Origin of the sequence: Phycicoccus sp. Soil803 (assembly GCF_001429685.1) — a bacterium.
Lineage (GTDB): Bacteria > Actinomycetota > Actinomycetes > Actinomycetales > Dermatophilaceae > Pedococcus.
In genome coordinates, this window is record NZ_LMST01000001.1 from 3,568,076 (window position 1) to 3,586,721 (window position 18,646).

The following is an 18,646-nucleotide window of genomic DNA, read 5'->3' on the forward strand; positions in this document are numbered from 1 at the left end:
TTCAACCCGCGATCCGTACCGTCGTCGTGGCGCCCCACACTGCGAGCGAGAAGAAGAAGTCGACGATGTTGATGGCCACGATCGAGGTCCGCACGGCCTTGCCCACGGCCACGCCCACGCCAGCCGGGCCGCCCGAGGCGTTGTAGCCGTAGTAGCAGTGGATCAGGATGATCACGACGGCGAACACCATCACCTTGAGGAAGGAGAACAGCACGTCGATCGGCGGCAGGAACAGGTGGAAGTAGTGGTCGTAGGTGCCGGCCGACTGCCCGAAGTAGTGCACGACGATGAACCGCGTGGCGCCGTAGGACGACAACAGCCCCAGCACGTAGAGGGGCACGACGGCCACGAAGCCGGCGATCATGCGGGTGGTCACGAGGAACGGCAGCGACGGGACCCCCATCACCTCGAGGGCGTCGACCTCCTCGGAGATCCGCATCGCCCCGAGCTGGGCGGTGAACCCGCAGCCGACGGTGGCCGCGAGGGCCAGACCCGCAACCAGGGGCGCGATCTCACGGGTGTTCAGGTAGGCCGAGACGAAGCCGGTGAACGCGCCGGTGCCGAGCTGGTTGAGCGAGGAGTAGCCCTGCAGACCGACCTGGCTGCCGGTGAAGAAGGCGAGGAAGGCGATGACGCCGACGGTGCCGCCGATCACCGAGAGGGCGCCGGAGCCGAGGGAGACCTCGGCGAGGAGGCGCAGCACCTCCTTCTTGTAGCGGCGCAGGGTGCGCGGGCTCCAGGCGAGCGAGCGGACGTAGAACCGCAGCTGCTCGCCGAGGCTGTCGAGCGCCTCCACGGGACGACCGGCGAGATCGAGGACCTTGCTCACGGCTTCTGCACCTCCTTCAGATCTTCTGGGGGACGACTTGGAAGTAGACGGCGCTCGCGACGAAGTTCACGACGAACAGGAACATGAAGGTGATGACGACGCTCTGGTTGACCGCGTCGCCCACCCCCTTGGGTCCACCGCCGGCCGTGAGGCCCTTGTAGGACGCGACCACGGCGGCGATGAAGCCGAAGATGACCGCCTTGATCTCGCTGGTCCACAGGTCGGCCAGCTGGGCGAGCGCGGTGAACGAGGCGATGTACGCACCCGGCGTGCCGCCCTGGATGATCACGTTGAAGAAGTAGCCACCCGCGACACCGACGACCGACACCAGCCCGTTGAGGAGCAGCGCGACGAGCATCGCCGCGAGCACCCGGGGCACGACGAGGCGCTGGATCGGGCTGATGCCGAGCACCTCCATCGCGTCGATCTCCTCGCGGATCTTGCGCGAGCCGAGGTCGGCACAGATCGCCGAGCCACCGGCTCCGGCGATGAGCAGCGCGGTGACGATCGGGGAGGCCTCACGGATGACAGCGAGGACCGAGGCCGCACCCGTGAAGGACTGCGCCCCGAGCTGACGGGTCAGGGTGCCGAGCTGGAGGGCGATGACGGCCCCGAACGGGATCGAGACCAGCGCGGTCGGGACGATCGTGACCGAGGCGATGAACCAGCACTGCTGGATGAACTCCTTGGTCTGGAACGGCCGCTTCGGCAGCGACCGGATGACGTCGAGCACCAGCGCGAAGAGCGACCCGCTCTGGCGCAGCGCACCGATGGCTGGGTTGCTCATGCGACGACATCCTGAGGACACGAGCGACGAAGGAGCGAGGCCCGGAAGGTCGAGGAGCGTGAGCAGAGATTCAGTCTCACGACGATCGCACCGCCTCGGCGGTGGGCGCGGGCTCAGTGGGCGCGGGCTCGGTGGGCACGGGCTCAGTGGGCGCGGGCTCGGTGGGCACGGTGGGCTCGGTGTGGCGCACGCCGGGGACGCCGGCGTTGTGCGAGTGGAACGAGCCGGGCGGCGGGGTGATGCCGTTGTCGCGGCACCACTGGCCGGCGGGACGCTCACCGCGGCGGGGCGCACCGTCACTGGTCCCCAGCTGCAGCGGGATCGGCGGCAGGGGCGGCAGCTCCTGGCCGGACCGCGCCTCGGCTGCGAGCTCGTCGGCGTCCTTCTCCTCGGACATGCCGATCGGGCCGATGGTCTGCGCGTTGAGGAACTGGCGCACGACCGGCTCCTCCGAGCTGAGCAGCATCTCGCGCGGCCCGAACATGGCCAGGTGCTTGTGGTAGAGCAGCCCGATGTTGTCCGGCACGGTGCGGGTCGAGTTGATGTCGTGCGTGACGATGAGGAAGGTCGCGTCGATCTGGGCGTTCAGGTCGATGAAGAGCTGGTTGATGTAGGACGTGCGCACCGGGTCGAGGCCGGAGTCCGGCTCGTCGATCAGCAGGATCTCGGGGTCGAGCACCAGGGCGCGGGCGAGCCCGGCGCGCTTGCGCATCCCACCGGAGATCTCGCCGGGCAGCTTGGACTCGGCGCCGGTGAGGCCGACCAGGTCCATCTTCTCCATCACGATGCTGCGGACCTCGGACTCGGACTTCCGGGTGTGCTCGCGCAGCGGGAAGGCGACGTTGTCGTAGAGGTTCATCGAGCCGAAGAGCGCGCCGTCCTGGAACAGCACCCCGAACAGCTTGCGGATCTCGTAGAGGTCGTGCTCGCGCAGCCGGGTCAGGTCGCGGCCCTCGATCATGATCGAGCCGGCATCCGGCTTGAGCAGCCCGACCAGGGTCTTGAGGAAGACCGACTTGCCGGTGCCCGAGGGGCCCAGCATCACCGAGATCTCACCTGCAGGGAGGGTGAGGGAGACGTCGTTCCAGATGACCTGCGACCCAAATCGCTTGGTCAGGCCTTCGACCTTGATCTCAACGCCCACAGCTCACCTCGTCGTGAAGTCCACGCCCGTCACTGCTGACAGGCCCCGGTTCGCATGGCTCAACGAGGCAGGGGGGACGAAGTTACGGCTGGGTACGCCACGGCACCGGGCCCGCCCCGCCGAGATCCCAGCTTTCGGGCTTCCCGACCTGGATGAAGCCCGAAAGCTGGGATCTCGGCGTGGGTGGTCAGCATCAACCTCGTCGGTCAGGGGACGCGGAAGCGGGCCCGACCGTGAGGTCGGGCCCGCTTCGCAGCAGTGCTGGTGCTCCCGAGGGAGCTCAGATCACTTGAGGGTGACGGTGGCCCCGGCGCCCTCGAGGGCCTCCTTGGCCTTGTCGGCCGCAGCCTTGTCAACCTTCTCGAGGACGGGCTTGGGGGCGCCGTCGACGAGGTCCTTGGCCTCCTTGAGGCCGAGGGAGGTCAGCGCGCGGACCTCCTTGATGACCTGGATCTTCTTGTCACCAGCGGACTCGAGGACGACGTCGAACTCGTCCTGCTCCTCGACCTCGGCGGCGCCGCCGCCAGCCGGGGCGCCGGCCGCAGCAACGGCCACGGGGGCAGCAGCGGTGACGTTGAAGGTGTCCTCGAACTGCTTCACGAACTCAGAGAGCTCGATGAGGGTCATTTCCTTGAAAGCCTCAAGGAGCTCGTCGGTGGAGAGCTTCGCCATGATGGGCGTCCTTTCTATTTCTTCGTATGCCGTGAGTGGCGGTTTGGTGTGCGAGCTGGGGTCCCGGAGGACTCAGCTCTCGTCGCCACCCTCGGCGACGTCTGCGGTTGCCTCGGCCGCGGGGGCCTCGGCGGGGGTCTCCTCAGCAGCTACCTCGGCCGGAGCCTCGGCAACCTCGGCCTCGGCGGCGGGAGCGGCGGCAGCTGCCACCGGGCCCTCGGCCTCGACCTTGGCGCGCAGTGCGTCGACGACCCGAGCGGTCTGCGACAGCGGTGCGGCGAAGAGGTAGACAGCCTGGCTGAGCGACGCCTGAAGGGCACCGGCCAGCTTGGCCAGGAGAACCTCGCGGGACTCGAGGTCCGCGAGCTTCGTGATCTCCGCGGGAGTCAGGGCCTTGCCGTCGAGGACGCCGCCCTTGATCACGAGGAGGGGGTTCGCCTTGGCGAAGTCACGCAGGCCCTTTGCGGCCTCGACCGGGTCACCATCGACGAACGCGATGGCGGACGGTCCGACGAGCTGGCCGTCGAACGCCGTGACTCCGGCGTCCTTGGCAGCAAGCTCGGTGAGCGTGTTCTTCACGACGGCGAAGGTGGCGTTTCCGCGCAGCGAGTTGCGGAGATCGGTGATCTGCTTCACCGACAGCCCGCGGTACTCGGTCAGCACGGCCGCGCCGGAGTTGCGGAACTTGTCCGACAGCTCGGCGATGGCGGCAGCCTTGTCAGCCTTGGCCATGGGGCCTCCCTTCCGTGTGTTCGACCGGCCGGAGGTGAGGGCCCCACATGGAAGAAGCCCCGTGCACAGGGCACGGGGCTCGCACGCGGGCAGGCTCTGGGAGCCGGCACTGCGGGTGAATCGTGGCCTGCGCTGGACGTCCACCACAGTGGAACCTTCGGTCACGTGCTGCCTCTTGCGGTGGCACGTGACAACCGAGCGGTCTTTGGTCAGGGTCCAGCGTACGGGTCCGCGGCGTCCCCACCAAATCGGTGCGGAAGCCGCGGGGAGACGGCGGTGCCGCTCAGCCGGTGGGGAGCTGGAAGGTGCCGACCTGGTCAGCCGGCGGGGCCGTGATGGTGACCGGCTTGCCCCAGTCGCCGAAGGTGATCGTGATGCTCTGCCCCTGGACCTCGACCGTCATCACGGTGGGCCGGTCCTCGGCGTCGAGGGTGTACCGGGCCTTGACCGGCTCGGTCGACGGCACCGACGACGCTGCTCCCCCGAGGAGCGCCTTGGGGTCGATCGTCACGTCGTAGGTGCTGGAGTCGGCGGTCGAGCTCACCACGGTGGCCTTCGAGCCCTCGAGCGCCTTGGCGAGCTGGCGCGGGTCGCCCATGTCACCGGCCATCCCGGCGAGCATCTGGCTCACCGGGTCGTCGGCCCTGGGGTCGATCTTGACCCACGGCTTCTTCGACCCCGGCAGGCCCTTCAGGTAGATCACCCCGCCGGTCGAGACGATCTCCATGCTCTGTCCCTCGATCGGCATGGTCATCTGCTGCTCCATGACCCCGCCCTTCATCGAGAACGAGCCGGTGGCCTTGCCCTCGGTGCCAAGGTCCAGCGCGATGGTGCCCGAGCCGGCCTTGACCATCGCCGCGGTCATCTTCGTGGCGAGCTCACCACCGTCGACGGTGGCGCCGGGCTGGAGACCGGAGGGAGTGGAGCTGGACGAGCTCGAGGGGCTGGCGGGGGTCTTGCCGGTGGAGTCGCCGCCGGCGTCGCCGCAGGCACTCAGGCCGAGAGCGGCGGCCAGCGCCAACGCGGCGAACGACTTGGTGGTCTTCACGAGAACTCCCCCATCGACGGCACACCGCGCGCGTGCTGCGCCATGCGGTCCTGCGATCGTAACCCGGCGACCTGAGGGCAACGGCGAGAGCCCGCCACCCCGAGGGGTGACGGGCTCCACGCGAATGCGTACCGGTTGGTCCGGACTCAGGCGGTGGCCTCGTCCTCGACCAGCAGGTTGCGGGTGCGGGTGTAGTCCAGCGGGATGCCGGGGCCCATCGACGTCGACAGGGTGGCCTTCTCGATGTAGCGGCCCTTGGACGAGGACGGCTTCAGGCGAAGGATCTCGTCGAGCGCGGTGGCGTAGTTCTCGACGAGCGACTTCTCGTCGAAGGATGCCTTGCCGATGATGAAGTGGAGGTTCGCGTGCTTGTCGACGCGGAACTCGATCTTGCCGCCCTTGATGTCGGTCACGGCCTTGGCCGTGTCCATCGTGACCGTGCCGGTCTTCGGGTTGGGCATGAGACCACGCGGGCCCAGGACCTTGCCGAGCCGACCGACCTTGCCCATCATGTCCGGCGTCGCGACGACGGCGTCGAAGTCGAGCCAGCCGCCGGCCACCTTCTCGAGCAGCTCGTCGGACCCGACGTGGTCGGCGCCGGCCTCACGGGCGGCCTCGGCCTTGTCGCCGTTGGCGAACACCAGGACGCGGGACACCTTGCCCGTGCCGTGCGGGAGGTTGACGGTGCCACGGACCATCTGGTCGGCCTTGCGGGGGTCGACGCCGAGTCGCATGGCGACCTCGACGGTCTCGTCGTACTTGGCCTTCGCCGACGCCTTCGCGAGGCGGACGGCCTCGAGGGGGGCGTAGCTCTTGGTCACATCGATCTTGTCCGCGGCCTCGCGGTAAGCCTTGCTGCGCTTCATTTCTGCTCCTGTGCTGGGTGTTTCGGTGGAGTTGTGGTCGGTACGGACCAGCGCGGTCCTGCCACGTGCCCCGGTATGCCGCGTGGGCGGCATACCGGGAACCCTCGTCAGAGGGTGGTGTCGATGCCCATCGAGCGGGCGGTGCCGGCGATGATCTTCATCGCCTGGTCGATGTCGTTGGCGTTCAGGTCTTCCATCTTCTGCTCGGCGATGGCGCGGACCTCGTCGGCCGACAGCTTGGCGACCTTGGTCTTGTGCGGCTCACCGGAGCCCTTGGGCACCCCGGCGGCCTTCTTGATCAGCTCGGCGGCCGGCGGCGTCTTGGTGATGAAGGTGAAGGACCGGTCTTCGTAGACCGTGATCTCCACGGGGATGACGTTGCCGCGCTGGGACTCGGTCGCAGCGTTGTACGCCTTGACGAACTCCATGATGTTGACGCCGTGCTGACCGAGGGCGGGGCCCACGGGCGGGGCGGGCGTGGCCGCACCGGCCTGGATCTGCAGCTTGATGAAGCCGGAGATCTTCTTGCTCTTGGGAGGCATTGCTGTGTTCCTTTGGTTGTGTGGGCCTACGCCGTGGGCGATGACCCGGTTGCATGCTCCCGGGGTGCCGGGAACAGGTGCTGCCGTGCCCTCAGATCTTGGCGACCTGGTTGAACGACAGCTCGACCGGGGTCTCCCGGCCGAAGATGGAGACGAGCACCTTGAGCTTCTGGGTGTCGGGGTTGATCTCGGAGATCGTGGCGGGCAGGGTCTCGAAGGGCCCTTCCATGACGGTGACGGACTCGCCCACCTCGAAGTCGACGACCGCGACCTCCTTGGGCTTGCCCGAGGAGCCACCGGCGGCGCCGGACGTGGCCGGGCTCTCGAGGTCGGCGGGGGCCAGCATCGTGAAGACCTCGTCGAGGCTCAGCGGCACCGGCTGGTGGGCGTTGCCGACGAAGCCGGTGACCCCCGGCGTGTGGCGCACGGCGCCCCACGACTCGTCGGTGAGGTCCATCCGGACGAGCACGTATCCGGGCATCCGGACGCGGCGCACGAGCTTCTTCTGGCCGTTCTTGATCTCGGTGACCTCTTCCATGGGCACCTCGGCCTCGAAGATGAAGTCCTCCATGTTGAGCGAGGTCGTGCGGTTCTCGAGGTTGGCCTTCACGCGGTTCTCGTAGCCGGCGTAGGAGTGCACGACGTACCAGTCGCCGTACTTGGCGGCCAGCGCGTCCTTGAACTCCTGGACCGGGTCACCGGGAGCGGCGTCGACGTCGGCGGCCGCGTCAGCGTCCTCGTCGTCGGACTCGACCACGGGGGTCTCGTCGTCGGAGAAGGTCAGCGTCGAGACCTGCGGCTGGTGGACCTGCTCGTCGTCGAGGTCCTCGCTGTCATCCCGCTCGACCTCGTCGACGATGACCTCCTCCGCGGCGGCCTCGTCGGTGTCGGCGTCGGTGTCGGTGACATCGGCGTCGGTGTCATCGGCGTCATCGGCGTCGTCAGCGACGGCCTCGACGTCCGTGTCGGCCTGGATGTCGCTGGTCTCGAGCTCGGCGGCAGCACCGTCGACCGTGACCTCTTCGGTCCCGGGCTCGGCGTTGTCGGTGGTCCTCTGGTCGGACACGCTGATGACCTACTTCCTTCTGGTATTCGCCGGGTGACCCCGGGATGACTGCGGCAGGGCGGCGGTCAGCCGCCGAAGACCCACAGGACGAGCTTGGTGAAGCCGAAGTCCACGGTCGAGACGAGAGCCATCACGAAGGTCACGAACACGATCACGACGATCGTGTAGTTGACCAGCTCGGAGCGAGTCGGCCGCACGACCTTGCGCAGCTCGTCGAGGATCTGGCTGACGAAGAGGGACATCGAGCGGAACATCCGCGAGATGGGGTTGCCGCCCTTGTCACTCTTGCGGCCGGTACGACCAGAGCCGCGGGTGTCCGCGCTCACGTCCGTCACGATGCCTCTGCTTTCACTCATCTGTGCCGCGACCGGGTCCGGTCACAGGTCCTGCTACGCAGGGCAGGAGGGACTCGAACCCCCAACCGCCGGTTTTGGAGACCGGAGCTCTACCAATTGAGCCACTGCCCTACGGAACTCACCGCGGGGGCGGAGGGTTCCGGGAGGCTGAGCCGACCTGCGCCCGGGCACGCCGAAAGCATGGTCAAGTCAACCGAGGAAGAAGCATACGTGAGGCACCGGGCCGAACGCGAACTCGCTGGTGCCACCGTCTAGACGAGTCCGAGCTCGGATGCTCGACGCACCACCTCGCGCCGCGTCCCGAGGCCCAGCTTGGTGAGCACGGCGGACACGTGGTGGTCGGCGGTGCGCGGCGAGATGTACAGCTTCTGGGCCAGCTCGGCGTTGGTCAGCCCCAGGGCCACCAGGCGGGCCACGTCGAGCTGCCGGGAGGTGAGGCCGGACGGGTTGGCGACCGTGGTCGTGCGGCGCCGAGCGGGCACCCGCGACAGGCCGCGCTCACGCAGCACCCCCCGCGCGCGGTCGGCAGCCGCCCAGGCGCCCATCGCCTCGAGGTCGGCGAGCGCGGCGACGGCCACCTGCTCGTCCGACGACCCGACCCGTGCCAGCGCCGCCTCGTAGGGCGCCCCCAGGGCACGCCAGCGCTGCGCCGCCTCGTCGGACCGACCTTCGAGCTCGAGCGCACTGGGTTCGGCGACCGTCAGCGACGGCCCGTCGTGCGCGGACGTGCCGTTGAGGTGTCCCACCCCGTCCACGTGGTCGGTCTCCAGCCTCCGCAACCAGACCGCGAGCCGCCCCGTGGACCACTGCACCCCGGGCAGCCCACCCACCTCGCGAAGCAGGGCCGCTGCCCCGGCCAGCCGCGGGTCGCGGAGGTCGAGCAACCAGGCTCGCTCGGCGAACGCCGCCATGACCGCCAGCCGCGCCAACGGCTCCCCCATCTGCTCGGCGAGCCGCCACGCGTGCTCGAGGTGGTCGTCGGCACCCCCGAGCGCGGGCTCGCCCCGTCGCAGGGCCACGAGTCCCGCCACCAGGTGCGGCCACAGGCTGGCGATCGGCGCCCCGCCGTCGAGGACGGTCTGGGCGTCCTCGAGTCCCGCCTCCCACCGGCCCCGCTCGAACTGGAGCCGCGAGCGCACGCCGGTCTGCCACTGCTCGCAGATCGGGATGTCCCGGTCGACGGTGAAGGGCAGTGACTGCTCCAGCAGGCTCTCGGCGTCACGGAACCGGCGCTGCTCCACGTCGATGGCGGCCAGCTGGGACCACCCGGTCGAGGCCGTCTCGTCGAACAGCCGGGCCGCCGCGTCGTGCACCAGGATGAGCAGCCGGTCGCGCGCGGCGAGGTCGTCGCCCATCAGCACGTCGCCGGCGGTGCCGAGGATCTCCGAGCGCACGAGGAGCTCGTCGTCCGACCGCTCCTGGGCCAGCGAACGAGTCACCTTCCGCCCCTCCGACGTGGCGTCGGCGTCGTTGCGGCGGAAGGCCAGCAGCATCTCCAGGGACTTCGCCGCGCCATAGGCAGGGGCGTCGCGGTGAGCCAGGGCCAGCGCGATGTGCCGCTCGGACGCCGCTCGCCGGGCCGAGTAGTACTCGATCAGGGCCCGCCTGCTGTGCGCCGCCGCCAGGCCGTCGTCGTCCCGGGCTTCGGCCCAGAGCCGAGTCGCCTCCGAGATCGACTCCACCGCCTCGGGCAGTCGGCTCACCATGTACTGCTGGAAGCTCAGCCGCTCGAGCAGCGCGGCCCGGTGGACCGGCTCACCCCCGGGGGCGGCCAGCGCCAGCTCGAGGAAGGCGACCGCCTCGCGGTGCGACCCGGCCTGGGTGGCCTCCGCGGCGGCCCGGTCGGCGTACGCCCGCGTGCGCGCGTCGTCGCCGGCCGCGTGGGCGTGGTGGGCCAGGACCGCCGGGTCTGCGCCAACCCCCTCGAGGGCCAGGAGGATCCGGGCGTGCAGACGGGGGGTCACGCCCGGAGGGATGGAGTCCTCGACCGCCCTGCGGGCCAGCTCGTGGCGGTAGCCGACCCCGCGACGCGAGCGTCGGAGCAGACCGGTGGCCTCGAGCCTGCGCAGCTGCGGCACGTCGATGGCCAGCGCCGGGAGCAGGCGGTCGTCGAGGGAGTCGGGCGCCGTGGCGATGACCTGCAGCACCTCGAGGTCGGCGGCACCGACGGCACTCGTGCTGGCCAGGACGGCGTCTCGGACCGAGGCCGGCAGTGCCTCGGCGGGGTGCCGGGCGATCTCGGTGACGAAGAAGGGGTTCCCGCCGGTCAGCGCGAGCACCGAGGGCGCGTCGATGCCGGTGCCGTCGAGAACCGTCCGGATGGCACCGATCGACAGACCCTTGAGCCCGATGCTGGTGCCTGCGTCGAGTCGGGCGATGTCGCCGAGCAGCGGGCGGAGCACGTGGTCGGGACCGATCTCACCGTCCCGGTAGGTGAGCAGGACGACGAGCGGCAGGGCCTCGACCCGACGGGCGACGAAGCGCAGCACCTCCACCGACGCCTCGTCGACCCATTGGGCGTCCTCGATGACGAGGGTGGTCGGCTCGCTCCCGACCGCGTCGAGCAGGCGTTCGGCCAGGGGCACGGGCGCGCCGGGGTCGGCCCCCACCTTCACGCCGAGGTCGGCCAGCACGTCGCGGACCGGCCCGAGCGGACGCGGGGTCTCCAGTGGGTCGCACAGCCCGCGGGCCACCCGGGTCCACTGCTGCCCGGTGGTGGCGACCCGCACGAGGGCGGACTTGCCGGCGCCGGCCTCTCCGGACACGGCGACGAAGCACCCCTGGGTGCGGCTGCGCTCCAGGGCCGTGCGGAGGTGTTCCAGCTGCGGCTCCCGCTCCACGAGCTCCACCCCGACAGGGTACGAGCCGCCGACCGCGGTCCGGAAGGTCTCGCGGTCGGCGGCCGTGGAGGTCACCGGGATTCGGCCCGGCGACGGCGGCGGACGTCGAGGACGATCCGGCGCGCGCTGCGCGGCCCGACCGGCCGCTGGGCTCCCAGCCGGCCCCCTGCGACCGTCTCGTTGAGGAAGACATGCATCTGGGCGTCGATCATGCCGTCGCCCCCGCCCGTTCGCTCTCGAGCTCGGTCGCGGTGTGCGGACCGAACTCGGCGACGACCTCGGCCACGACCTCGCACGAGAACCCGCCCCGGCGGGCGTGCTCGCGGATGGTCTCGGCGTCGGACGCCTCGTGGAGGCAGTAGATCTTGTCGCCGGCGACGTAGCTGCGGACCCAGTTGTACTGGACCCCGAGCGACTCGACGGCGGCGTTGGAGGTCCGGGAGATCTCGGCGAGCTGCTCGTGGGTGAGCTCGCTGGCGCCCTGGACTTCGCGTTCGATCAGGAAGAGCTTCATCGGATTTCCTTCTGTGGTGGTGTTGGTGATGGTGTGCGACGACCGCGTGCCGCCGCCCTCCAAGAGTCCGGTCGACCGTGGGTCCCGGGCATCGGTAGGCACTGCCCATCTGTCTGCCCGCTGGCTGCCCATCGACCTGCCCACACCGCTGCCCGGGTGACCGGGCTGCGGACGGCGACTTCGCGGCATACCGGGGCTCTGGGAGCATGGAGCCCGTGACCGAGCAGACCGCCACCGCCAGCACCCCCCTCGCCGAGCGCTCCGCCCAGGAGCTCCAGGCCTTCGCCCAGGAGCAGCAGGAGGCGTATGCCGCGCTGAAGGCGCGCGGCCTGTCGCTCGACCTCACGCGAGGCAAGCCCGCCGCGGCCCAGCTCGACCTGTCCGCGGACCTGCTGTCCCTGCCCCACGGCGTCAAGGACGCCGCCGGGGTCGACACCCGCAACTACGGGGGTCTCGAGGGCATCAAGGAGCTGCGCGAGATGTTCGCCGAGCTGCTGTGGGTCGAGCCCGAGCAGGTCGTCGCCGGCGGCAACTCCAGCCTCGTGATGATGCGCGAGGTGCTGGTCGACCTCTGGCTGCACGGCGGGGTCGACAGCGAGCGCCCGTGGAGCCAGGAGGAGAAGGTCACCTTCATCTGCCCGGTGCCCGGGTACGACCGGCACTTCACCCTGCTCGAGTGGTTCGGCATCGACATGGTGACGGTGCCCATGCACGACGACGGCCCGGACATGGACGAGGTCGAGCGGCTGGCCGCCAGCGACCCGAGCATCAAGGGCATGTGGCTGGTGCCGACCTACGCCAACCCCACCGGCTCGGTCGTGACGCAGGAGATCGCCGCGCGACTGGCCTCGATGCCGACCGCCGCCCCCGACTTCAAGATCTTCTGGGACAACGCCTACGCCTTCCACCACCTCACCGACGAGGAGGCCAAGAGCGCCGACATCCTCACGCTGGCGGCGGCGTCGGGACACCCGCACCGGCCGATCCTGTTCGCCTCGACCTCGAAGATCACCCTGGCCGGCGCCGGCGTCGCGTTCCTGGCCGGGTCGGTCGAGACGGTGAAGTGGTACACCACCCACCTCGGCAAGGGCGCCATCGGACCCGACAAGGTCAACCAGCTGCGCCACGCGCAGTTCTTCGGCTCCCCGCAGGGCGTGCGCGACCACATGGTCAAGCACCGGGCGATCATCGCCCCGAAGTTCGCCGAGGTCGAGCGGGTCCTGAGCGAGCGCCTCGGTGGCCTCGGGGTCGCCACCTGGACGAAGCCGACGGGCGGCTACTTCGTGAGCCTCGACGTCCTCGACGGCACGGCGTCCCGTGTCGTCCAGCTGGCCAAGGAGGCCGGCATCGCCCTCACGCCGGCTGGCGCCTCGTTCCCCCACGGCGACGACCCGCGCGACCGCAACATCCGCCTCGCCCCCACCTTCCCGCCGCTCGACCAGGTCAGCGAGGCGATGGAAGCCGTCGCGACGTGCGTCCTGCTGGCGGCGGCGGAGAAGCTCAGCGCCGCCTGACCCGCTCCTCACAGCTTTATCGGGTCTGGCAAGAACCTTGACCTTCACCCCGCTTCCGAAGCCGTGCGTAGGTCAACTTTCCCCCTTGACCCGATAAAGCTGGGTCCGGACGGGGTATGCCGCGGGCTCCCCTTGCGGGGGCATCGCGGGTCCCGCAAGGTGGAGGCATGAGCGACCAACCCGGCACGGAGAGCTTCGACGACGACCTCGGCAGCATCAGCCTCGACGACGCGACCGACTCGGGCAGCGGGCAGGACGACCTGCTCGACGCCAGCGAGGGTGACAACGAGCCCTGGTCGCCGCCGGACAGCCAGCCGCGCAACACCGAGTGGGGCACCACCGCCTGGGAGCAGGGCCAGGAGGAGACCATCGAGCAGCGGATCCGCCAGGAGGAGGCCGACCCGGACTCCGCCTACGGCGCGCCCGACGACGAAGGCGGGCTGGACTCCGGTGCCGTGGACGGCGACGACTTCGAGTCCGGCGCGTCCGACGACGACGAGCCGGACCCCTCGACCGAGTTCGTCGACGACGGTGAGGTCGGCGGCGCCGAGGCCGGGGCGGGCAGCCCCGAGTCGGCAGCCATCCACGTCATCGACGACTGACCCAGCGGGCCGGCGGCGCAGGCGGGTGCCCACCGGCGCTGCCGACCCCAGCGGCCGGCGCGCCGGCGGTGCTCACCGGCGCTGATCTGCCTGAACGCCCGCCCGCGGGAAGACCCGCTTCGTAGACTGGCCGCACCGCGCACGGACCCGCGCGGGCACCAGGGGGCGCTCGTGTACCTCGCCGACCGGCACCGCCCGGCTCCACCGGGCGCGCCCGCCACCCGTGGGGGCAGGGCGGCGCGTGCACCGGTCGCGCGGACGGTCATCCTGCTCGGGCTGGTCAGCCTCGCCACCGACATCTCGTCCGAGTCCGCCGCGGCCGTGCTGCCGCTCTACCTCACCGCCGGTCTCGGGTTGTCGCCGCTGGCCTACGGGTTGGTCGACGGGCTGTACTCGGCAGCCTCCGTGGTGGTGCGCTACCTCGGCGGGTGGCTGGCCGACCGGCTGGACCGACCCAAGCAGGTGGCGCTGACCGGCTACACCGTGTCGGCCCTGGCCCGCACCGTGCTGCTGTGGCTGCCGGGGGCCGCGGTGGTCGCGGGGGTCCTGGGTGTCGACCGCCTCGGCAAGGGGCTGCGCACCGCCCCCCGTGACGTCCTCATCGCCGCCTCCAGCGACCCGGGGTCGCTCGGCCGCTCGTTCGGCGTGCACCGTGCCCTGGACACCACGGGGGCCATGCTCGGGCCGCTCCTCGCCTTCCTCGCCCTCTGGGCGGTGCCCGAGGACTACCGGCTGGTCTTCGTGATCTCGCTGGCGGCGGCGGTCATCGGGGTCGCCCTGCTCGCCCTGCTCGTGCCCGACCTGCGACCGGCCCGCGCGGCCAGGACGGCGGACCAGCCCACCGGAGCACCCGTGGACGTGGCCCGTCCCACCGTGCGGATGCTCGCCGAGCCCGGGTTCGCCCGGCTCGTGGGGGCGGCCGGCCTGCTCGGCCTGCTGACCCTCAGCGACGCCTTCGTCTACCTCGTCCTGCAGGACCGCAATGACCTCGCCGCGCTCTGGTTCCCGTTGCTGTTCGTCGGGACCAACCTCGCCTACCTCGCGCTCGCGGTCCCGTTCGGGCGGGTGGCGGACCGGTTCGGGCGGGCCCGCGTGATGGTCCTGGGGCACCTGTTCCTCGTCGGCGCCTACGTCTGCGCCTCCGGCCCGGTCGGCTCCCTGGTCGTCGGCGCGGGCTGCCTGCTCCTGCTCGGCGCCTTCTACGCCTCCACCGACGGGGTGCTGGCCGCCGCGGCGGCATCGGTGGTCCGCCCGGAGGTGCGGGGCAGCGCGATCGCCACCGCGCAGTCGGCGGTGGCGCTCACCCGGCTCGCGGCGGCGGTCGTCTTCGGCTGGACCTGGACGCTCGTGGGGCCGGGTCGCGCGGCCCTGCTGATGGCCGCCCTGCTGGCCGTCGTCGTCCCGGTGGCGTGGCTGCTCCTGCGGTCCGCGCCCGGGCCCGGAGCCCGGCGATGAGCCAGCGCTCCCGGGTGGTGGCCCTCGCCGTGGTCGTGGTGCTGTGCGTCGGCGGCGTCGTCGCGTATGCCGTGTCGAGCCGGCCGGCGCCCGCCGCACGCACGCCCACGAGCATCCCGAGCGCCTCGCTCGCCGAGGTGGAGGTCGTGCCGCACCTCGTCTACCGGTCGACGGCCCTGGGTCCCGACTTCGGCAAGGTGGCGATGTCCACGCTGGCCGACCCCGACGGCCCGCGCGCCGTCACCGCGGACGCCTGCGAGCGCGTCGACCAGCGAGGAGGGACCACGCTCTGCCTCCGCTCGCGACCGGGGGTGGTGCTGGGCAGCTCGGTCACGGCCTGGGACCGCATCGGCCACGTGACCTACCGGCGCAACCTGCCCGGCATACCCAGTCGCGCGCGACTCTCCCCCGACGGCAGGTTGGCTGCCACCACGGCCTTCGTGGCCGGCGACTCGTACCTCAGCGCCGGCTTCGCCACCCGCACCTACGTGCACGACCTGGCGGCGGGCACCGCCGTCCACCTCGAGGACTTCACGCTCACCCACGAAGGCCGCCGGATCACCCCGGTCGACCGCAACTACTGGGGGGTGACGTTCCTCGACGACGACACCTTCTACCTCACCGTCGCGTTCGACGGACGGCCGTGGCTGGCCCGGGGAAGCGTGTCGAAGCGGTCGGTCACCACGGTGCGCTCGGGCGCGGAGTGCCCGTCGCTGTCACCGGACGGGCGACGGGTGGCCTACAAGAAGCTGCAGCCGTCGTCGCGGGGGTGGCGGATCGCCGTGCTCGACCTGGCCACGGGAAGCGAGCGGCTGCTGGCCGAGACCCGCAGCGTCGACGACCAGGTGCAGTGGCTCGACGACTCCACCGTCCTCTACGGGCTCCCCCTGACCGGCGAGCGAGGCGGTGAGACCGACCTCTGGGCGGTCCCCGCCGACGGGGCCGGTGCGCCGCGCCTCCTCGTGCCGCAGGCCTGGTCGGCGTCGGTCGTCCGCTAGCGGCGGGCCCCGGACCGGTCCGGTCACAGCGGATGCAAGACTGCCTCGCATGCCGCGCCCGGTGACCGACCTGCCCAAGGCGCACCTGCACCTGCACTTCACCGGCTCGATGCGCGTGGAGACCGTGCGTGAGCTGGCCGAGAAGCACCACCTCCACCTCCCCGACGCCCTCACCACGGGGTACCCGCCGCAGCTGAGTGCGCGCGACGAGCGCGGGTGGTTCCGCTTCCAGCGGTTGTATGACGCGGCCCGCGCCTGTGTGCGCGACGAGGCCGACCTGAGGCGCATCGTCCGGGAGGCCGCGCTGGACGACGCGAGCGAAGGGTCTCGGTGGCTCGAGATCCAGGTGGACCCGACCTCCTACGCGCCCTTCGTCGGTGGCATCACCCCCGCCCTCGAGATCGTGCTCGACGAGGCCGCCGCGGCGTCCCGCGAGGGGTCGACGCAGGTCGCCGTGGTCGTGGCGGCCAGCCGCATCCGCCACCCCCTCGACGCCCGCACCCTCGCCCGGCTGGCGGCCCAGCATGCCGGCGAAGGTGCCGGGACCGTCGTCGGGTTCGGGCTCAGCAACGACGAGCGCCGCGGGCAGACCGCCGACTTCGCCCCGGCCTTCGCCATCGCCCGGCGGGCCGGCCTGGCCCTGGTGCCCCACGCCGGCGAGCTGCTCGGCCCCACCGCGGTCGAGTCCACGCTGGAGGCGATCCGGCCCGACCGGATCGGCCACGGCGTGCGAAGCGTGGAGGACCCCCGAGTCCTGGAGCTCGTCGCCGAGTCGGGCGTCGCCCTCGAGGTGTGCCCTCGGAGCAACGTCGCCCTCGGGGTCTACGGCAGCAACGCCGAGGTGCCCCTGCGCACGATCGTCGAGCACGGCATACCGGTGGCACTGGGCGCCGACGACCCGTTGCTGTTCGGGTCCCGGTTGGCCGCGCAGTACCAGCTGGCCCGCGACGCCCTCGGCTTCACGGACGAGGAGCTGGCCGCCCTCGCACGGGGCTCGGTCACGGCCTCGCGCGCCCCCGCCGAGGTGCGGGACGCGGCCCTGGCCGACATCGACACCTGGCTGGCGACCCCACCTGACGCAGCCCGACCCGACCCGGGTCTTTGATGGGTCCCCCACGCTCTGGTGGGGTCAACCCATCAAAGACTCGCTGGAGCTCGGGGCTGAGCGTCAGAGCTCGTGGCCGACGAACACCGGCTCGTTCACCAGGGTGACACCGAACGCGTCGTGCACCCCGGCCTGCAGGTGACGAGCCAGCTCGGCGACCTCGGCGGCCGTGGCGGCACCGCGGTTGGTGATCGCCAGGGTGTGCTTGCTCGACAGGGCCGCGCCGCTGCCCGGCAGGGCGAAGCCCTTCTCGAACCCGGCCCGGTCGATCAGCCACGCGGCACTGGTCTTGACGTTGCCGTCAGCATCGGCGAACCGCGGCGGCGTCGACCCCTCGGCCCCCAGCCGGGTGGCCGCCCGCGACTCCAGCGCGGCGAACCGTCGGGCCGACAGGATCGGGTTGGTGAAGAAGGAGCCGCACGACCACGTGTCGTGGTCGGCCTCGTCGAGCACCATGCCTCGGTTGCGCCGCTGGTGCAGGACCGCCTCGCGGGCAGCTGTCAGCGGCACCCGGTCGCCCACCTCGACCCCGAGCTCGCGGGCCAGGTCGGCGTAGCCGACTGGCTGGCTCAGCTCGCTGGGGATGAGCTGGAAGAGCACGTCCAGCACCACGTGGCGCGAGGACGCCTTGAAGATCGAGTGCCGGTAGGTGAAGGCACAGTCGAGCGAGCTGATCGTGCGCACCTGCTGCTGGGCGCGGTCCCAGACCCGGACGGACGCGATGGTCTGCGCCACCTCCTGGCCGTAGGCCCCCACGTTCTGCACCGGCGTCGCACCGGTCGAGCCGGGGATGCCGGACAGCGCCTCCACGCCGGACCAGCCCTCGGCGACGGCCCGGGCCACGAACTCGTCCCAGACGACGCCGGCGGCGACGCGGACCATGACTCCCCCGCAGAGGTCGGCCGACTCGACGGTGACCCCGTCGGTCGCCAGGCGCACCACGCTGCCCGCGAACCCGGCATCGGCGATGACCAGGTTGGAGCCGCCGCCGAGGACCAGCAGTGGCTCGTCGGCGTCGTCGACCTCGCGCACGGCGTCGACCACGTCGTCGATCGTCTCGGCCGTGACCAGCCGCGCGGCGGGTCCACCGACGCGCATCGTCGTGAGCGACGCCAGGGCGACGTCGTGCTCGTCATGCATGCGCGCCCCGGTCAGTCGAGCTGGACGACGGCGATGCAGCGCCCGAGCACCTTGGCGCCCTCGCTGGTGGCGGTCAGCTCGACCGTGGCTCGGCGGGAGTCCTCGTCGACGCTCTTGACGACTCCGGAGACCTCGACCTCGCCACCGCCCTGTGGGACGACCACGGGCTTGGTGAAACGGGTGCCGAACTCGACGACCCGGCCACCGTCGCCGGCCCACTCCTCGACCACCGAACCGGCCGCACCCAGGGTCCACATGCCGTGGGCGATGACGTCGGGCAGCCCGACGGACTTCGCGAAGTCCTCGTCCTGGTGGATCGGGTTCTGGTCACCGGAGGCGTTCGCGTAGGCGACCAGGGTCTCGCGGGCCACGGCGATGGTGACCGGTCCGATGGTGTCGCCTGCGGCGGTCTGGGCCAGGCTCCGTGCGGCCACGG

At 71.2% G+C, this 18,646-nt stretch carries 20 protein-coding genes and 1 tRNA gene; 5 read left to right on the forward strand and 16 right to left on the reverse strand.

Features of this window, described 5'->3' with window-relative positions:
• Position 1 precedes the first annotated feature (1 nt).
• The 14 genes from ASG95_RS16590 to ASG95_RS16650 all read right to left on the reverse strand — a co-directional run bounded on the left by ASG95_RS16590 (position 2) and on the right by ASG95_RS16650 (position 11,396).
• Positions 2-829 (reverse strand): ABC transporter permease, encoded by an 828-nt coding sequence (locus ASG95_RS16590; RefSeq protein WP_056924015.1) that lies wholly within the window; start codon positions 827-829, stop codon positions 2-4.
• Between the two features lie 16 nt (positions 830-845).
• On the reverse strand, positions 846-1,616 hold the full coding sequence (locus tag ASG95_RS16595; RefSeq protein WP_056924016.1) for an ABC transporter permease: 771 nt from the start codon (positions 1,614-1,616) through the stop codon (positions 846-848).
• A gap of 76 nt (positions 1,617-1,692) precedes the next feature.
• Positions 1,693-2,760, reverse strand: coding sequence for an ABC transporter ATP-binding protein (locus ASG95_RS16600; protein WP_235543957.1), 1,068 nt, complete (start codon positions 2,758-2,760; stop codon positions 1,693-1,695).
• Positions 2,761-3,045: 285 nt separating this feature from the next.
• Positions 3,046-3,432: a 50S ribosomal protein L7/L12 gene (rplL, locus tag ASG95_RS16605; RefSeq protein ID WP_056924017.1), complete on the reverse strand. Its 387-nt coding sequence runs from the start codon at positions 3,430-3,432 to the stop codon at positions 3,046-3,048.
• 72 nt (positions 3,433-3,504) lie between these two features.
• Positions 3,505-4,164, reverse strand: coding sequence for a 50S ribosomal protein L10 (rplJ, locus tag ASG95_RS16610; RefSeq protein WP_057378159.1), 660 nt, complete (start codon positions 4,162-4,164; stop codon positions 3,505-3,507).
• A 283-nt stretch (positions 4,165-4,447) separates the two neighbouring features.
• On the reverse strand, positions 4,448-5,212 hold the full coding sequence (locus ASG95_RS16615) for a hypothetical protein (protein ID WP_056924019.1): 765 nt from the start codon (positions 5,210-5,212) through the stop codon (positions 4,448-4,450).
• Positions 5,213-5,358: 146 nt separating this feature from the next.
• A complete protein-coding gene (gene rplA / locus ASG95_RS16620; RefSeq protein WP_056924020.1) occupies positions 5,359-6,078 on the reverse strand; it encodes a 50S ribosomal protein L1 in 720 nt (239 codons plus the stop codon).
• A 107-nt stretch (positions 6,079-6,185) separates the two neighbouring features.
• Positions 6,186-6,620 carry a 50S ribosomal protein L11 gene (gene rplK, locus ASG95_RS16625; protein ID WP_057378160.1) on the reverse strand — a complete coding sequence of 145 codons (435 nt, stop codon included), beginning with the start codon at positions 6,618-6,620 and terminating at the stop codon, positions 6,186-6,188.
• 91 nt (positions 6,621-6,711) lie between these two features.
• Positions 6,712-7,686, reverse strand: coding sequence for a transcription termination/antitermination protein NusG (gene nusG / locus ASG95_RS16630; RefSeq protein ID WP_082592728.1), 975 nt, complete (start codon positions 7,684-7,686; stop codon positions 6,712-6,714).
• Positions 7,687-7,751: 65 nt separating this feature from the next.
• A complete protein-coding gene (gene secE / locus ASG95_RS16635) occupies positions 7,752-8,021 on the reverse strand; it encodes a preprotein translocase subunit SecE (RefSeq protein ID WP_056924022.1) in 270 nt (89 codons plus the stop codon).
• Positions 8,022-8,080: 59 nt separating this feature from the next.
• Positions 8,081-8,153 (reverse strand) — tRNA-Trp (locus ASG95_RS16640).
• 140 nt (positions 8,154-8,293) lie between these two features.
• Positions 8,294-10,957: a LuxR family transcriptional regulator gene (locus ASG95_RS16645; protein WP_057378161.1), complete on the reverse strand. Its 2,664-nt coding sequence runs from the start codon at positions 10,955-10,957 to the stop codon at positions 8,294-8,296.
• Positions 10,954-11,094: a hypothetical protein gene (locus ASG95_RS21460; protein WP_157582196.1), complete on the reverse strand. Its 141-nt coding sequence runs from the start codon at positions 11,092-11,094 to the stop codon at positions 10,954-10,956. The genes ASG95_RS16645 and ASG95_RS21460 overlap by 4 nt, the downstream gene beginning before the upstream one ends.
• Positions 11,091-11,396, reverse strand: a complete 306-nt coding sequence (locus ASG95_RS16650) for a DUF4242 domain-containing protein (protein ID WP_056924024.1) — start codon at positions 11,394-11,396, stop codon at positions 11,091-11,093. The genes ASG95_RS21460 and ASG95_RS16650 overlap by 4 nt, the downstream gene beginning before the upstream one ends.
• A gap of 215 nt (positions 11,397-11,611) precedes the next feature.
• Here ASG95_RS16650 and ASG95_RS16655 point away from each other — a divergent pair, with 215 nt between their 5' ends.
• The 5 genes from ASG95_RS16655 to ASG95_RS16675 all read left to right on the forward strand — a co-directional run bounded on the left by ASG95_RS16655 (position 11,612) and on the right by ASG95_RS16675 (position 17,070).
• On the forward strand, positions 11,612-12,910 hold the full coding sequence (locus tag ASG95_RS16655; protein ID WP_235543966.1) for an aminotransferase class I/II-fold pyridoxal phosphate-dependent enzyme: 1,299 nt from the start codon (positions 11,612-11,614) through the stop codon (positions 12,908-12,910).
• 167 nt (positions 12,911-13,077) lie between these two features.
• Positions 13,078-13,512: a hypothetical protein gene (locus ASG95_RS21855; RefSeq protein ID WP_057378162.1), complete on the forward strand. Its 435-nt coding sequence runs from the start codon at positions 13,078-13,080 to the stop codon at positions 13,510-13,512.
• Positions 13,513-13,683: 171 nt separating this feature from the next.
• Positions 13,684-14,967, forward strand: coding sequence for an MFS transporter (locus ASG95_RS16665; RefSeq protein ID WP_235543968.1), 1,284 nt, complete (start codon positions 13,684-13,686; stop codon positions 14,965-14,967).
• Complete coding sequence (locus ASG95_RS16670; protein ID WP_057378163.1) at positions 14,964-15,965, forward strand: PD40 domain-containing protein; 1,002 nt, start codon at positions 14,964-14,966, stop codon at positions 15,963-15,965. The genes ASG95_RS16665 and ASG95_RS16670 overlap by 4 nt, the downstream gene beginning before the upstream one ends.
• Positions 15,966-16,014: 49 nt before the next feature.
• A complete protein-coding gene (locus ASG95_RS16675) occupies positions 16,015-17,070 on the forward strand; it encodes an adenosine deaminase (protein WP_057378164.1) in 1,056 nt (351 codons plus the stop codon).
• A gap of 63 nt (positions 17,071-17,133) precedes the next feature.
• On the opposite strand, the gene ASG95_RS16680 is transcribed toward ASG95_RS16675, so the two are convergent.
• Together ASG95_RS16680 and ASG95_RS16685 are read right to left on the reverse strand one after the other, a co-directional pair.
• Complete coding sequence (locus ASG95_RS16680; protein WP_057378165.1) at positions 17,134-18,210, reverse strand: UDP-N-acetylmuramate dehydrogenase; 1,077 nt, start codon at positions 18,208-18,210, stop codon at positions 17,134-17,136.
• A gap of 11 nt (positions 18,211-18,221) precedes the next feature.
• Positions 18,222-18,644 (reverse strand): MaoC family dehydratase, encoded by a 423-nt coding sequence (locus tag ASG95_RS16685; RefSeq protein WP_057378959.1) that lies wholly within the window; start codon positions 18,642-18,644, stop codon positions 18,222-18,224.
• Positions 18,645-18,646 lie beyond the last annotated feature (2 nt).